The organism is Skermania piniformis (assembly GCF_019285775.1).
GTDB lineage: Bacteria > Actinomycetota > Actinomycetes > Mycobacteriales > Mycobacteriaceae > Skermania > Skermania pinensis.
In genome coordinates this window covers 4,108,806-4,124,625 of sequence record NZ_CP079105.1, presented here as the reverse complement: position 1 = coordinate 4,124,625, position 15,820 = coordinate 4,108,806, and the positions used below count along the sequence as shown (strand labels likewise).

Here is a 15,820-nt window from a genome sequence, read left to right as displayed (position 1 = left end):
GGTCCGGTCGGGTTTCGTGGATCAGGCGGCTGGCGATCAGTCCCGTTCGGCGCGCCAGCGCAGCGCGTCGGCCACCGTGTCGAGCGGATAGTCCGGACCGGACACGCCGACGGTGAACAGGGTGACCCCGGCGGCGACGAAATCTTCTGCATGTGGGATGCCGGGCCAGCTGGTCGATCGCTCGATCTGCTCCGGGTCGGAGCCGACCGCGGCGCAGTGCTCGGCCAAGATCCCGGTCTTGCGTCGTAGCGTGTCCAGGTCGCCGAAGCTGTGCCAGATCTGGGCGTACTCCGCGACCAGCCGCAACGTCTTCCGTTCCCCGCCCCCGCCGATCAGGAGCGGGATATCGCGCACCGGTGGCGGATTCAGTTTCGCCAGCCGCTCGTCGATCCGCGGCAGATACTCGCCGAGCAGTTTCAGCCGCGATCCGGCGGTACCGAACTCGTAACCGTAGGCGTCGTAATCCTTCTCGAACCAACCGGCGCCGATCCCGAGGATCAGCCGACCGCCGCTGATGTGGTCCACCGTGCGGGCCATGTCGGCGAGCAGATCCGGGTTGCGGTACCCGCCGCCGGTGACCAGTGCACCCAGTTCGACCCGCTCGGTCTGCTCGGCGATCGCGCCGAGCATGGTCCAGCACTCGAAATGCGCGCCGTCCGAATCGCCGGTCAACGGATAGAAGTGATCCCAGTTGAATACGACATCCACCCCGGCGTCCTCGCATCGGCGCACGGCGTCGCGGATGTGGCCGTAGTTCGGGGCGTGCTGGGGCTGGATCTGAACACCGATCCGAACAGGTGCACTCATACCCGTCAGGCTATCCCGCCGGTGCCGATCTGCTCGTCAGCAGAACCTTGATCATGTCTAGTTTAGGTTAGTCTAACCATCGTGAGCGGGGGTGTGGAGGTAGCTGCGATCGGCCCACCGGTGCCCGTCGTGACCTCCCATCGGCGATGGCTGTGGCTCGGGGTGGCGAGCGCGGCGCTGGTGCTGGTCTGCGTGCTCAGTCTGGCCGTCGGCACCCGAGGCATTCTCCTGCGGGAGGTATGGGATGTGCTGACGGGGCTCACCGGCACCGACGACCAACTCGTGGTTCGGGAGCTACGGATTCCGCGCACGCTGCTGGGCGTGGTCGCCGGAGCGGCGTTGGCCACCTGCGGCGCGCTGATTCAAGCCGCAACCCGAAACCCGTTGGCGGATACCCAGATACTCGGGATCAATGCCGGTGCGGGTTTGGCGGTGGTGATCGCCGTGGCCTATCTGGGCGTTGTCGACATCTGGTCCTACGTCTGGTTCGCCTTCGTCGGCGCGGCTACTGCCATCGTCGCGGTGTATGCGCTCGGTGCGCGCGGCCGCGGCGGTCCCACCCCGCTACGCCTGACGTTGTCCGGGGTCGCGCTCGGCGCCGTGATGGAAGGGATCTCATCGGCGATCCGGCTGAGCAAGCCACGCGCGTTCGACACGATGCGGTTCTGGGACGCGGGAACGTTGGCCGACCGCCCGCTGACCGTGGTGCTCGCCGTCGCACCGTTCGTCGTGCTCGGGCTCGTCCTCGCCGGATCGGTGGTCGGATCGTTGAACGCCGTGGCGCTCGGCGACGACCTCGCGCACACGCTCGGTGCGAACGTGGCGCGCACCCGGGCGGTCTCGATGGTCGCGGTGACGCTGCTGGCCGGCGCGGCGGTGGCGGCGTGCGGTCCGATCGGTTTCGTCGGACTGATGGTCCCGCATGTGGTCCGATGGTTCGTCGGGCCGGATCAGCGGTGGATTCTCGGCTACAGCCTGATCTGCGGTCCCCTGTTGGTGCTGTCGGCGGATGTGCTCGGCCGGATCGTCGTGGCGCCGGGTGAGCTGCCGGTCGGCATCGTGACCGCCTTCGTCGGCGCGCCGATGCTGCTCTGGCTGGTTGCCCGGCGTCGAGTGAGCGCCCTGTGAACGCCGGGAACATCGACTTCGGCCGTCGGGTCGCCGTCGTTGCGCTCCCGGTCGCTGGTCCGGTCCGGATCGGGCTGCGACCGGTCGCGGTCGGCGCGGTGCTGGTGATCGCCGCCCTGGCGGTGTCGATCCTGGCGTTGTCCACCGGTGACTACCTGGTGCCGCCCCAGGAGGTGATCCAGGCGCTGCTCGGGCGTGGTCCCCGGGTGACCAACACGGTCGTCGTGCAATGGCGGCTGCCCCGAGTCGTGCTCGGGCTCGTCGTGGGCGCCGCGCTGGGGATGGCCGGGGCGATCGTCCAGTCGTTGACCCGCAATCCGCTCGGCAGCCCGGACGTGATCGGCTTCGACGTCGGGGCGTACACCGGCGTGCTGGTGACGATCACCTGGTTCGGCAGCGACTACTACCGAACCGCGGCCGGGGCGCTGATCGGTGGCCTGCTGACCGCGCTCGTGGTGTACCTCTTCGCCACCCGATACGGCTTCCAGGGATTCCGGCTGATCGTCTCCGGCATTGCGATCGCCGCGATGCTCGCCTCGGTCAACCAGTGGCTGATCATCAAGTCGGATCTGCACACCGCGATGTCGGCGGCGATCTGGCAGACCGGCAGCCTGAACGGCGCAGACTGGGCCGCGGTGCTCCCGGCGGGAATCACGTTGCTGCTGCTCGGCGCGGTCGTGGTGGCCCTCGGGTCCCGGTTGACCCTGCTCGATCTGGGCGACGACGCGGCGAGTGCACTGGGGCTGCAGGTATCCCGGGTGCAGTCGGCGTACCTGGTGATCGGTGTCGCGTTCACGGCGCTGGCGACGGCGGTTGCCGGGCCGGTCAGCTTCGTCGCGCTGGCGGCACCGCAGCTGGCGCGCCGGCTTGCCGGGTCGGCCGGCGTGGCGATGGGCACGTCGGCGGCGATGGGAGCGTTTCTGGTGGTCGGGTGTGACTGGCTGGGGCAGCGGCTGTTCGCGCCGAATCCGCTGCCGGTCGGGGTGGTGACGGTGTCGGTCGGCGGGGCGTACTTCGCCTGGCTGCTGGCGAGACAGGGGCGATCGTGATGGAAGCTGCGGCAAACCGGTTGTCGGCGAACGAGGTGACGCTCGGCTACGCCGATCGGATCATCAGCGAGCAGCTCACCGTGCCGATTCCGGACAACGCTTTCACCGTGATCGTCGGGCCGAATGCGTGTGGCAAGTCGACGTTGCTGCGCGCGCTCGCCCGGCTGCTGAAGCCGAAGTCCGGGACCGTGCTGCTGGACGGAAAGGACATCCACAGCTATCCGGCCAAGGAAGTGGCGCGGCGGCTCGGGCTGCTACCGCAGAGCTCCATCGCGCCCGACGGGATCTCGGTGGCCGATCTGGTCTCGCGTGGGCGGTTTCCGCACCAGAAGCTGATCCAGCAGTGGTCGGCCGACGACGAAGCGGCGGTCCGCGCGGCGATGGTGGCGACCGGGGTCGCCGAGCTGTCGGGTCGGCACGTCGACGAGCTGTCCGGCGGCCAGCGGCAGCGGGTCTGGGTGGCGATGGTGCTGGCCCAGCAGACCTCGATCATGTTGCTGGACGAGCCCACCACGTTCCTCGACATCGCATATCAGATCGAGCTGCTGGACCTGTTCGTCACGCTCAACCGCGCGGAGGGCACGACGATGGTCGCGGTCCTGCACGATCTCAACCACGCCTGCCGGTATGCCGATCACCTGATCGCCATGCGGGACGGTCGGGTGGTCGCCGAAGGTGCTCCCGGCGAGCTGGTCACCGCGGACCTGGTGGAGGCGGTGTTCGGGCTGTCCTGCCGGGTGATCGACGACCCGGAGACCCACACACCACTGGTGATTCCGCGACAGGCGCGCGCCGTCGCCGCGCCGAGAGCGCACGGCGGGTGACGCTCGCCCAGGTCCGGTTCAGCCGGCCGGCGAGTCGGTGAGATATCCGCCACCGCGGCCGAAGTAGTCCAGCGCGGCGTGCTCGGTCCCGTCCGCGGTACGTACCCGTTCCACGACGAGCCCGCGGCGCTCCCCCAGGTGCGCGTCGGCGCCGGTGACGATCACCATGCCCGCGCCCTCGCGGATGAAGACCCGGCCGGGCGTGCCGCCGTACCGACAGCGGGACAGCGATGCCTTGACGATCTGGATTCGTTCGCCGCGGAAGAAGGTGAACGCGGGCGGGTACGGCTCGGACAGCGCGCGGACCAGGCGTTCGATCTGCTCGGCCGGCCAGCGCCAGTCGATCCGGCTGTCGGCCTCGACCCGCTTGTGGAAGAAGGTGCGATCGTCGAGATTCTGCGGCGTCCAGGCGGCGGTGCCGGACTCGATCCGGTCCAGGGCGGCCAGCAACACCTCGGGGATCAACTCGATGGTGGCGTGGACCAGGTCGGTGCCGGTGTCGTCGGGCCCGATCGGCACGCTTCGTTGCAGCAGGACGTCGCCGGTGTCCAGGTCGGCATCCATCCGGTGTGCGGTCAGTCCGACCTCGGTTGCGCCGCTGATCAGCGCCCACAGCACCGGCGAGAAGCCGCAGAAGCGCGGGAGCAGCGAATCGTGCAGGTTCAACGTGCCGTGCGGCGGCAGGTCGTACAGCTCGGGGGGAAGCAACGTGCGCCAGTTGTTCGCCACGATGATGTCCGGCTTCGCGGCTTCGACCTGCGCGCGCATCGCCTGGTCCGGGCGCTGCGCCAGGTGCACCGGGATCCCGTGGGTGCGGGCCAGATCTTCGACCGAGTCGGCCCAGATCGTCTCGTACGGCTGCGCGCTGGGCGGGTGGGTGGCGACCAGCACCACCTCGTGCGGCGAGTTCAGCAATGCGCCGAGTGTCTTGTGCCCCCAGGTCTGGTAACCGAACACTGCCACCCGCATGATTACCCGCCTTCACTATATATTAGGGTAGCCTATACTACATATAGTCGGGAACCATCGGGAGTCGGAAATTGTCGAACGATGTTGCGGCCGAGTCCGGCTCGACTTCGGGTTCGAAAGTCTTGATCGGTGGAATCGCCCGCAACCGACGATGGTTGTCGGTCGGTTCGCTCATGTACGGCCTGCACCAGGTGTGCGAGGTGCTCGTTCCGGTCGTCATCGGGGTCGTCATCGACCAGGCCGTCGACACCGGGGATGCCGCCGCGCTCGCGTTCTGGATCGCGGTGTTGGCGGCGCTCTTCGTCGTGCTCAGCATGATGTGGCGCTACGGCGCGCGCTGGCTGACCTACGCCGAGGCCGGTGAGGGTTGCACGCTCCGAGTGGAGCTCGCCTCGACCATCCTCCGGCCGCGCGGTCTGCGGACCGACCTGCGCACGGGCGAGCTGTTGACGATCGCCAGCAGCGATGCGGACAACGCGTCGTACCTGCTCGACTACATTCCCCGGATCGTGGCTGCGGTCACCGCGACGGTGGTGTCGGCCATCGTGCTGCTGGTGATCGATGTGCCGCTCGGTCTCGGCGTGCTCATCGGTACGCCGGTGGTGGCGTACCTGCTGCAGCTGGGCGCACCGTTGATCGCGCGGCGGGTGCAGGGACGGCAGGAGGCAGCGGGACGGGCGGCATCGGTGGCCACCGACCTGGTCTCCGGGCTCCGGCCGCTGCGTGGTCTCGGCGCCCACGACGTTGCCGCCCGGCGATATCGGGTCGTCAGCCAGGAATCCTTGGCGGCCACGCTGAGCGCCGCGCGTACCCAGTCCGGGTTCACCGCCGCGTCGACCACGCTGAGCAACCTGCTCGCGGCGGCGATCGCCATCGCGGCCGGCTGGCTCGCGCTCGACGGGCGGATCAGCATCGGCCAGTTCGTCACGGTCATCGGGCTCGCGCAGTTCCTCATCGAGCCGCTGACCCAGCTGACCGTGGTGGCCGGCTGGGTCGCCGAGGCGCGCGCATCCGCGGACCGGGTGGCGGCGGTGTTCAACGCACCGTTCGTGCTTCCGGCCGCGGGTTCGGCGCCGGGCGCGCCACCGCACGGCGTCGACATCGTCGGGCTCGAACACCGATCGCTCGCCGGTCTGGATCTGGCGGTCGCGCCGGGCGAGCTGGTCGGCATCGTGGCGCCGCAGGCAGGCGATGCCGAGGCACTCGTGGCGGTGCTGTCGGGACGGGTGGCGCCCGCCGACTACCGCGGCAGTGTCCGGGTCGGTGACGTCGCGTTGCATCGGTTGGACCACGGCACCGGCCGCCGTCCGTTGCTCGTCGAGCCACACCAGACCGACATCTTCAGCGGCACGATCGGCTCCAACGTCACTGCCGGCGCGGCCGACGCCGACGAGGGTTTCGTCGGGCAGGTGCTGCAGGCGTCCGCCGCGCACGATGTGGTGGCCGGTCGCTCGGACGGCCTGCAGGCCGCGGTCGCCGAGCGCGGCTCCAGCCTGTCCGGCGGTCAGCGGCAGCGGGTGGCTTTGGCCCGCGCGCTCCTCGCCCAGCCGGCGATTCTGGTACTGCACGATCCGACGACCGCGATCGACGCCGTCACCGAGCAGGCGGTGGCCGACGGCGTTGCCGGGTTGCGGCATCGGCCGGCCGGCGAGTTCACGACGATATTGGTGACCAGCAGCCCGGCGCTGCTGGCCACCACCGACCGGGTCGTGCTGGTACGCGACGGCAAGGTGGCTGCGGTCGGCACGCATACCGAGCTGAGCGCGGCCGACGCCGACTACCGACAGGCGGTGCTGCGGTGACCGATCAAATTGCGGTGACCGATCCGGAGGTGACGACCGGGCAGTTGCTACCGACCGCCACATCACGGCAGTCGTGGGCGTGGTTGGCCGGTGAGCTGCGCCGGCACTGGCGGGCGACCGTCATGGTGGTGATCGTCGGCGTGATCGCCGCCGCCGCCGCGGTAGCCCCGGTGTACGTCTTCGGCGAACTGGTCGACCGGGTACGAGCCGGTGGTACTGCATCGTCGATCACGCCGATCGCCGTGGTGATCGTCGTCGCGGCGGTCGTCGGTGGGCTGACCGCCGGGCTGTCGAGCTACCTGATCAGCCGGCTCGGCGAAACCCTGCTGGCCACGCTGCGCGAACGGGTGGTCGCGCGGGTCCTGGTCCTGCCCAGCACGGTGCTGGAGCGCGCCGGCAAGGGGGATCTGCTCGCCCGCATCGGCGACGACGTCAACACGATCGGCCGCGCGGTCACCGACGTACTGCCGATGATGATCGGGTCGTTGCTGATGACCGTTCTCGGCATCGTGGCGATGACCGGCCTCGACTGGCGGCTCGGGCTCGCCGGCCTGGTTGCCGCGCCGTTCTACCTGTTCGGGTTGCGCTGGTACCTGCGCCGCTCGGCGCCGATGTACGCCGAGCAGCGGGTCGCGGTATCGGCCCGGTCGCAGGCGCTGATGGAGAGCATGCTCGGGGCGCGCACCGTGCACGCGTACGGCCTCGAGGCGCAGCGACTGCAGGGGATCGACCGATCGGCGATCCGCGCCCGGGACCTCTCGATCCAGATCGTCACCCTGTTCACCCGGTTTGTCGGCCGGACCAACCGGGCCGAGTTCATCGGACTCGCGGTGGTGCTCGTGACCGGGTTCTTCCTGGTGCGGGCCGACCTGGTCACGGTCGGTGCGGCCACGGCCGCAGCGCTGGTATTCCACCGGCTCTTCGGTCCGGTCGGCGACATCCTGCACAGCTTCGACGAGGTGCAGTCTGCGGGCGCGAGCCTGGCCCGGCTGGTCGGCGTGGTGCAGATCCCGGATGCGGCGGTCCGGCCGGAGCGGCTCGCGGCTGCACCGGCCGATACCTCGCTGAACCTGACCAGGATCGAGTTCGCCTACGACGACGGACCGACCGTGTTGCACAACGTGGATATCCGGCTCGCGCCCGGCGAACGGGTGGCGCTGGTCGGGCCCACCGGGGCCGGGAAGTCCACCTTGGCCGCCATCGCCGCCGGGCTGCTCGTCCCGCGACGCGGGCAGGCCGAGATCGGCGGTGTTCCGCTGGCGGAGCTGACCGCGGAGCAGGTCCGAGACCAGGTCGCCATCATCAGTCAGGAGGTGCACGTCTTCGCCGGCCCGCTGATCGACGACCTGCGCCTCACCCGGCCGGACGCCCCGGCCGACGCGGTGCGGGCGGCGTTGTCCCTGGTAGCGGCGTTGCCGTGGGTGGACGCGCTGCCGGACGGGCTGGACACCGAAGTCGGCGAGGGCGGGCACGCGCTCACCGCCGCACAGGCGCAGCAACTCGCGTTGGCCCGGCTGGTGCTGCGCGATCCCGCGGTGGCGATCCTGGACGAAGCGACCGCCGAGGCCGGCAGCGCGGGCGCCCGCGACCTGGAGCAGTCGGCCGCAGCCGCGACCCGGGGGCGGACGACATTGATCGTCGCCCACCGGTTGACCCAAGCGGCGGCAGCCGACCGGGTTGTCGTCCTCGATCACGGCCGCATCGTGGAGCAGGGAACGCACGCCGACCTCGTCGCCGCCGGCGGCGGCCGTTACGCGCAACTATGGCGAGCGTGGGAGTCGCAAGCGGCCGAGGCACCGAAGGTCGGCTGAGTTCACGGACGCAAAACGTGTCGGTGGGTCGTGATGCAATAGGTATATGACCGCAGCCAGTGCTTTTGCTCCCGGTATCGGGTTTGGTGTTGGTTCTGCGCGGGTGGTGTTGGCGGGGTTGCGGGCCAACCGGGCGGCGGCGGAGCGGGTCGCGGTGGAGCGGGCCGAGTTGACGGTCGAGTGGTGTCGTTGGCATGCGCCGGTGGGTGATAGCGAGGTGGATCGGTTCGGGGTGGGGTGGGTCACCCCGGGTGGTGCGGGTTCGCCGGAGGTGGGCGAGGCTGCGGTTGCGGAGTTGGCGGTCGCGTTGCGGCATTCGACCGAGTCCGGGATGTCGTATGTCGGGGCGGTGCTCGAAGTCTGCTATCGGTTGCCGCGTCTGTGGGAACGAGTCAAGGCCGGGCAGACGCCGTGGTGGCGAGCGCGGCGGATCGCCGATGCCACTATCGGCTTGTCGCTGGAGGCGGCCGCGTTTGTCGACGAGCGGCTCGCGGCGTACGCGGGGACGGTGTCGTGGGCGCAGTTGGATCGGTTGGTCGAGGAAGCCCGGATCCTGGCCGACCCGGACGCTGCGAAAGAAGAGCTCGCCATTGATACCCGCAGGGTCGACATCGACACCCGCACCGTCAGTCTGAAAGGCACGGTCCGGATCGAAGGTGAGTTGGACCTGACCGATGCCGTGGACCCGAACCACGCCCTCGCCGATATCGCCGACGATTTGGCGGCGTGTGGCAGCACCGACTCACTCGATGCGCGGCGCTCGACCGCGTTGGGTGAGTTGGCGCGCCGGCAGCCGGGGTTGCCGTTCGACGCAGCAGAACCCAAACCGCCCGCGTTGCACCGCCGCACGCCGCGCGACATCCAGCTGCATGTGCATATCGGTGCCGATCAGCTCCCCGGGGCCGGTGGCCTCCTGGGCCGGGTCGATGCGTCGTCGCCGACACCAGTCGGTATCGAGGGCGATCCGTGCTTGGTGCGGCAGCCCGGACGCGAAGGTCACGGTGCGCCCGGTGCTGGACCTCGCCGGGCATGTCCAGACCGATGCGTATCAGATCCCGGACCGGCTGCGCGAACAGGTCGTGCAGACCAGCAACACGTGTGTGTTCCCGTACTGCAACCGCCCCGCCCGTGGCTGCGACCTCGACCACACCCACCCGCATGACCGGGGCGGGCCCACCAGCAGCGACAACCTCGCCCCGCTCTGCCGAAAACACCACCGGCTCAAAGGAAACCGCGGCTGGCGCTACCGACGCCGCAGCCCCGGTACTTACCTCTGGGCCACGCCGGCCGGCGGGATCTACCTGCGCGACGGCACCGGCACCATCGACCTCACCTCACCCGACACACCCGTCCCGGCCAGCGTCAGGGTCAGGGTCAACGCCGAGCAACCACCCGGCAAACCCCCACCCCCGGACGACCAACCCCCACCCTTCTGAATCAGCCCGACACCGGCACCCCGCCCCACCCGGCGGGGCCACCGGCAGGTCCGGCCGCGTCAGACCGGGGTCAGCACCCGCGCCTGGGCGATCGACTTGACGATCTCGTCCGACCGGACCGCGATGTTCGACAGCAGCGACGACGAGATCCCGTGGGTATGTTCGGTGCCGCCCTGTAGGTAGAGGCCGCCGGGGATCGGTTTCTTGGTGATCACCCGGTAGTCCCGCGCCACCCGTACCCCTTCGGCATCGAACTCGACCTCGGCGGTGAAGTCACCCAGCAGCGCGGGCAGGTCGATCGGTCGGAATCCGGTCGCGCAGATCACCGCGTCGCAGCGCAACGTATCTTCGAGGCCGGCCGGGCCGTGCTCGACCACCACATCGACCCAGCCGCCGAAATCGGTCACCGAGGCGACCCGGGACGCGCCGTGGATGAAGAGCCGGCGGGGGCCGCGCACCCGCTCGGCGTACTCGCGCGCGTACAGCGTCTCGATCAGCGCGCCGTCGACCGCCGAATAGTTGGTCGAGCGGTGGTAATCCATCAGCCGGCGGCGGAGTTCGGGCGGCGACGAGAAGTAGTCGTCGACCGCGGCCGGATCGAAGATGCGGTTCGCGTAGGGGCTGTCGTCGGCCGGGGTGAACCCGTACTTGCCGAACACCGCATGCACACCGGCGCTGGGATAGTTCGCATGCAGGTACTCGACTACTTCCGCGGCGCTCTGACCGGAACCGATCACCACGAATCGCGGTTCGGCCGAGCGGGGCAGCCGGGCCAGGTGGCCGAGCAGGCCGTGGTTGTGAAAGACCCGGCCCGACGGGGTGATTCCGTCCGGCAGCACGCCGGTCAGCCCACTTGCCAGCACGACGTTGCGCGCCCGGATCGTCTCCGGCGTGGACCCGGCCACCTCGACGACGAAACAGTCCCCGGCCCAGCGCACCGAGGTTGCCCGGCTGCCGTAGCCGACGTCGGCACGGACCGCGTCGGCCGCCCATTCCAGATAGTCGGCGAACTCGACCCGGGTCGGAAAGAACGTCTGATGGTTGACGAAGTCGTTGAGCCGGCCGCGGTGGGTCAGATAATTCAAGAACGTGTAATAGCTGCGGGCATTACGTTGGGTGACAAGATCCTTCAGAAAGGACACCTGCATCGTGGCGCCCGGCAACATCATTTCCGGATGCCAGCCGAACTTTTCCTTTGCTTCGATGAAGCGGGCGGTGATGACGGCTTTCGGCGCCGCCTCGTTGTGCTCGGCGATCGCGATGGCCAAGCCGAGGTTCGACGGGCCGAACCCGACGCCGAGGACATCGACGACCGCGGCACTTTCCGGACGCGCACTCATCGCACACCCGAACCTGAAATCTGTTGGGCAGCACCCGGAACCGGCTCGGACGGATCACTTCCGAGCGCCACGATCCGATTCTCGGAATCGACATGGACCACCTGCGGCTCGTGCATCACCGCTTCGATATCGTCCACCTGGCGGAACGACATGATGATCACCATGTCCCCCGGGTCGATCAGATGGGCTGCAGCGCCGTTGATTCCGATGACACCAGAATCGGCCTCGCCCTCGATCGCGTATGTCGTGAGCCGGGAACCGTTGGTGAGATCCACCACCTGAACCTGCTCGCCCTCGATGACGTCCGCGGCGAGCAGCAGCGTCCGGTCGATCGTGATGGATCCGACGTAGTCCAGGTCGGCCTGGGTGACCGTCGCTCGATGGATTTTTCCGCCCAGCATCGTTCGCAGCATCGCATCCTCGCTAATTAGGGTAGCCTTAGCTATTTTAGATCTTGCTGATCTACAGCGCAATTAGTTGACCGGACCTTTATCTACTTAATTCGTTCGCGATCACCGGTCCCAGCTGCGATAACACGTCGGCATCCAGAAGCTCGGAATGGCGGCACGCCAGCGCGGTGATCCGCAGTTCGCCGTCCACCCGGTCGTGCCAGTCGTGCGAGGCGACGCCGGTCAGCTCCATCTCCAGCACGGTCGCGTCGACGAAGAACACGTCGCCGCGGTAGCGGCCGTAGTCGACGTCGGCCGCCAGCTTTTCGGCAGCGATGTAGTTCTCGACGACCAGGGCGATCTGGGCGTCGTCGAGGATGCGGATCGGATCGTCGCTCGACCGGATGAGCTCGACCGCGTCCGGCACGCTCATCGACGCGGTGGGGTCCACCGGGAAGCCCATCTCGCGGAGCAGGCCGACCAGCACGGTTTCCGCGTCGGCAGAACGGTCGTAGCCACCGCCGATCCGGGTGTCGAGCATGCCGACGAAGCTCACCGAACGGCCCCGACGGCTCAGTTCCTGCCCGACCAACAAGGCCATCGATCCGCCGAACGACCAGCCCAGCAATCGAATCGGCCCGGTCGGGGCGACGGCGGCGACGGTATCGGCGTAGTCGACTGCGAGTTCGGCTATCGTGTCCGGAATTTCGCCGCCGGAGAATCGGGGCGACTGCAGTCCGTAGATCGGTATCTCGGGTGGCAGATAGGGTTTCAGTCCGGCGAACTGCCAGGCCAGCCCGCTTGCCGGGTGGATGCAGAACAGCGGTGCGGCGCTACCGGTGGTCCGCAGCGGCAGCAGCGGAGCCAGGCTGTCGGTGGCGTCGCCGCCGGTCAGGCGGGTGGCGACCTCGGCCACGGTCGGTGCCACGATCAGCTCGGCGACCGGCACGTCGGTCCCGAACTCGCGGCGGATCGCGGCCGCGAGCCGCACCAGCAGCAGCGAATGTCCGCCGAGCACGAAGAAGTCGTCGTCGATGCTCGACACCGACACGCCGAGGACCTCGGCGAACAGGCCACAGAGCCGGCGCTGCGACTCGGTTTCGGGGAGTCGTCCGGCACCGGAACCGAATTCCGGATCCGGTAGTGCGCGGCGGTCGAGCTTGCCGCTCGGCGTCAGCGGGAACTCGGCCAGCTCGACGAACGCAGCCGGAACCATGTGCGCCGGCAATTCCGTCGTCACGTAATCACGCAGCGACCGGTCGGCACCAGGCGCGCCGGCGGCGGGCAGATAGTAGGCGATCAACCGCTCGCCGCGGACGACGACGTGGGCGGAGGCGACCGCCGGATGCCGGGCCAGCACCATCTCGATATCGCCGGGCTCGATCCGGATCCCGCGCAGTTTGATCTGATCGTCGGTGCGCCCGAGATACTCGAGCAGACCGTCGGTTCGCCGGCGGACCAGGTCACCGGTGCGGTACATCCGCCCGGCGGATCCGAACAGGTCGGCCACGAATCGTTGCGCGGTCGAACCCGATCGGTGCAGATAGCCGTCCGCGAGCTGCACCCCGGCCAGATACAGCTCGCCCCGGGCGCCGACCGGCACCAGGTTCAGGTGGCCGTCGAGGACATAGGCGCGCACGTTCCAGCCCGGGGTCCCCAGCGCGACCGGACCGCCGTCGGCCGTCCAGGCCAGCACGTCGACCGACGCCTCGGTCGGCCCGTACAGGTTGTGCAGCGGTACGTCGAGCGTCGCGGCGAACCGGGCGGCGAGCTCCGGTCGCAGCGCTTCGCCGCCGACGGTGACCTGTTTCAGCGATCGGCAGTGCGCTGCCCGCGGTTCGTCGAGGAACAACTCCAGCATCGACGGCACGAAGTCGACCGCGGTCACCGCGTGCGACCCGATCAGCTCGGCCAGATAGGCCGGGTCCCGGTGGCCGTCGGGCCGGGCGACGATCAGCGTGGCACCGGCGCTGAGCGGCCAGAACACCTCCGGTACCGACACGTCGAAACCGATCGGGGTCTTCACCAGCATCCGGTCGCCCGCGCCCAGCGGGTAGGCGTGCTGCAGCCAGCCGATCCGGTTGACGATCCCGGCGTGCGCGACGGCGACCCCCTTGGGTGTGCCGGTGGAACCCGAGGTGTACAGCACATACGCCCACGCCGCCGGGTCGATGTCGCGGCGCGGCGCGGGGGTCGGCGCCGTGCGAGCGGCCCGCACCGCGGGAGCGTCGAGGACCACGCCGGGCGTGGCGTCGGCGAGCATGGCGGCCAGCCGCTCGGCCGGGTAACTCGGATCGAGCGGCAGGAACGCCGCACCCGACTTCGCCACGGCGACCAGCGCAACGATCAGTTCCAGCGAGCGCGGCACCGCCACGCCGACGATCGCGCCGGCGGCGGGCAGCGTGCCGGCCAACCGATCCGACCATGCGTCCAGTTCCCGGTAGGTCAGCTGCGGGTTGCCGTGTTCGGGGTCGTCGACCAGCACCGCCGGTGCGTCGGGTGCGCGCTGTGCCTGGTCGGATACCAGGTCGGCCAGCGTTGCTGGCGGGATCGAGTGGACGGCGCCGGTGCCGACGGTCAGCAGCCGGTCCCGCTCGCCGGGCAGCAACAGGTCGACCGCGCTCACCCGCTGCGCCGGATCGGTGCCGAGCGCGGCGAGCACCGCCGACAGCCGCCGGGTCAGGTCCCGGATCGTGGACTCGTCGAACAGATCGGCGCTGTAATCGAGCACCAGGCTCGCCCGGTCGTCGCTCCCGGCCCGGCTGTCGATCAGCGTGCAGCCCAGGTCGAACATCGCGCCGCTCGCCTGCGGGTCCAGCCACTCGGTGGGCAGGTCGAACATCTCGGCGTCGGCGCCGTCTCGGAGCTGATAGCCGATACACACGTTGAACAGCGGATTGCGCCCGGCGACCCGCGGCGGGTTCAGCTCGTCGACGAGTCGGTCGAACGGCAACTCCTGATGATCGAACGCGGCCAGATCAGCCGCCCGGATGCGGGTGAGCAGCTCGTCGAGCGACGGATCACCGGTCAGATCCGCGCGGAGCACCACCGTGTTGACGAAGCAGCCGACCAGGTCGTCGAGCGCGGCCTCGGCGCGCCCGGCGACCGGTGTGCCGAGGACGATGTCGTCGCCGGCGCCCAGCCGATGCAAGAGCACCGCCACCGCGGTATGCAGTAGCAGCAGCGCACCCACCTGCCGGCGAGCGGCCAGAACACGAAGCGCAGCAGTGGTTTCCGGTGGCAGCTCGACCCGCACCAGGCCGCCGGCGCCGCTGGGCCGGCTCGGCCGGGGACGGTCGGTGGGCAACGCCACCTCGTCCGGCGCGCCCGCGATCGCGGTCCGCCAGAAGTCCAGCTGCTGCGCGCCGATCCGGTCGAGCAGCTCGCGCTGCCACCGGGTGTAGTCGGCGTACTGCACCGGCAACGCGGCCCGCACACCGCCGGCTCCGGCAGCACCAGCAGCGTGCGCTCGGTAGGCCTGGTTCAGATCGGTGACGAAGGGCCGGTCGGACCACTCGTCGGTGACGATGTGATGCAACAGCGCGACGACGACCTGATCGTCCGGTCCGAGGCGAAGCACGGTTGCCCGGATCGGAATCTCGCCGGTCAGATCGAACCGGTACCCGATCGCCGTGGCGATCGCGGCATCGAGTCCGGCTTCGGTGCACTCCAGCACGTCCAGCGGGGGCCGGGTTCCGGCCGGCCGAACCTGTTGGTGGTACCGGCCGGCGCTGTCGACGAACACCGTGCGCAGCGCCTCGTGCCGGTCGACCACATCGCCGAGCGCGGCGTGCAGCGCCGCCGTATCCAGGGCACCGCGCACCCGGAACGCCAGCGGATAGTTGTAGGCGGTCCCGGTTTCGCCCAGCCGATCGACGAGCAACAGCCGTTCCTGCGCCGGCGCCGCCGGGATCTGCGCCGGCCGCGGCAGCGGATGCAGCTCCGGTCGGACGGGTGCGACGCTCGACTCCAGGTGCGTTGCCAGCCGCTGCGGGGTCGGCGCGTCGTAGAGGATCCGCAGGGAGAACTCGGCCGGCATGCGGCTGCGCACCGCCGCGACAAGTCGGGTCGCGTTCAACGAATGGCCGCCGAGATCGAAGAAGTTGTCGTCGACCCCGCACTCGACCCCGAGCACCTCGGTGAACAGCTCGCACAGCACCCGCTCGGCCGCCGTGCGCGGCGCGCGCCGCCCCCGCCGGCACGGTCGGCGCCGGTAGTGCGGTGGCGTCGAGCTTGCCGTTGACCGTCATCGGCAGGGCGTCGAC

Annotated in this window: 12 protein-coding genes; 7 read left to right on the top strand and 5 right to left on the bottom strand. The window is 69.6% G+C overall.

What is annotated here, in order from left to right:
* Positions 1–36: 36 nt before the first annotated feature.
* Positions 37–807: an LLM class F420-dependent oxidoreductase gene (locus tag KV203_RS18990; protein WP_066475183.1), complete on the bottom strand. Its 771-nt coding sequence runs from the start codon at positions 805–807 to the stop codon at positions 37–39.
* An 81-nt stretch (positions 808–888) separates the two neighbouring features.
* On the opposite strand from KV203_RS18990, the gene KV203_RS18985 reads away from it, so the two are divergent.
* The 3 genes from KV203_RS18985 to KV203_RS18975 are packed head-to-tail and all read left to right on the top strand — an operon-like array spanning position 889 to position 3,808.
* Positions 889–1,935 carry a FecCD family ABC transporter permease gene (locus KV203_RS18985; RefSeq protein ID WP_373279267.1) on the top strand — a complete coding sequence of 349 codons (1,047 nt, stop codon included), beginning with the start codon at positions 889–891 and terminating at the stop codon, positions 1,933–1,935.
* A complete protein-coding gene (locus tag KV203_RS18980; RefSeq protein WP_066475188.1) occupies positions 1,932–2,984 on the top strand; it encodes a FecCD family ABC transporter permease in 1,053 nt (350 codons plus the stop codon). The genes KV203_RS18985 and KV203_RS18980 overlap by 4 nt, the downstream gene beginning before the upstream one ends.
* Positions 2,984–3,808 carry an ABC transporter ATP-binding protein gene (locus KV203_RS18975; RefSeq protein WP_083530347.1) on the top strand — a complete coding sequence of 275 codons (825 nt, stop codon included), beginning with the start codon at positions 2,984–2,986 and terminating at the stop codon, positions 3,806–3,808. The genes KV203_RS18980 and KV203_RS18975 overlap by 1 nt, the downstream gene beginning before the upstream one ends.
* 18 nt (positions 3,809–3,826) lie before the next feature.
* On the opposite strand, the gene KV203_RS18970 is transcribed toward KV203_RS18975, so the two are convergent.
* The gene (locus tag KV203_RS18970) at positions 3,827–4,777 is read right to left on the bottom strand and encodes a methionyl-tRNA formyltransferase (protein WP_066475194.1); all 951 of its coding nucleotides are present in this window, start codon (positions 4,775–4,777) and stop codon (positions 3,827–3,829) included.
* Between the two features lie 173 nt (positions 4,778–4,950).
* Here KV203_RS18970 and KV203_RS18965 point away from each other — a divergent pair, with 173 nt between their 5' ends.
* From KV203_RS18965 to KV203_RS20140, 4 genes are read left to right on the top strand one after another with little or no spacing between them, the layout of a single operon-like run.
* Positions 4,951–6,579: an ABC transporter ATP-binding protein gene (locus tag KV203_RS18965; protein WP_083530348.1), complete on the top strand. Its 1,629-nt coding sequence runs from the start codon at positions 4,951–4,953 to the stop codon at positions 6,577–6,579.
* Positions 6,576–8,390 carry an ABC transporter ATP-binding protein gene (locus tag KV203_RS18960; protein ID WP_246600282.1) on the top strand — a complete coding sequence of 605 codons (1,815 nt, stop codon included), beginning with the start codon at positions 6,576–6,578 and terminating at the stop codon, positions 8,388–8,390. Before KV203_RS18965 ends, KV203_RS18960 begins: the two co-directional genes overlap by 4 nt.
* A gap of 46 nt (positions 8,391–8,436) precedes the next feature.
* The gene (locus tag KV203_RS18955; RefSeq protein ID WP_217996023.1) at positions 8,437–9,552 is read left to right on the top strand and encodes a hypothetical protein; all 1,116 of its coding nucleotides are present in this window, start codon (positions 8,437–8,439) and stop codon (positions 9,550–9,552) included.
* Positions 9,470–9,826 carry an HNH endonuclease signature motif containing protein gene (locus KV203_RS20140; RefSeq protein ID WP_425516875.1) on the top strand — a complete coding sequence of 119 codons (357 nt, stop codon included), beginning with the start codon at positions 9,470–9,472 and terminating at the stop codon, positions 9,824–9,826. The genes KV203_RS18955 and KV203_RS20140 overlap by 83 nt, the downstream gene beginning before the upstream one ends.
* A gap of 59 nt (positions 9,827–9,885) precedes the next feature.
* Here KV203_RS20140 and KV203_RS18945 read toward each other — a convergent pair whose 3' ends face one another.
* The 3 genes from KV203_RS18945 to KV203_RS19855 form a co-directional block, all read right to left on the bottom strand.
* On the bottom strand, positions 9,886–11,166 hold the full coding sequence (locus tag KV203_RS18945; protein ID WP_066475173.1) for a lysine N(6)-hydroxylase/L-ornithine N(5)-oxygenase family protein: 1,281 nt from the start codon (positions 11,164–11,166) through the stop codon (positions 9,886–9,888).
* Positions 11,163–11,579, bottom strand: a complete 417-nt coding sequence (panD, locus tag KV203_RS18940) for an aspartate 1-decarboxylase (RefSeq protein WP_066475176.1) — start codon at positions 11,577–11,579, stop codon at positions 11,163–11,165. The genes KV203_RS18945 and panD overlap by 4 nt, the downstream gene beginning before the upstream one ends.
* 76 nt (positions 11,580–11,655) lie before the next feature.
* Entirely contained in the window at positions 11,656–15,690 is a 4,035-nt protein-coding gene (locus KV203_RS19855) for a non-ribosomal peptide synthetase (protein WP_246600280.1), read from the bottom strand.
* Positions 15,691–15,820 lie beyond the last annotated feature (130 nt).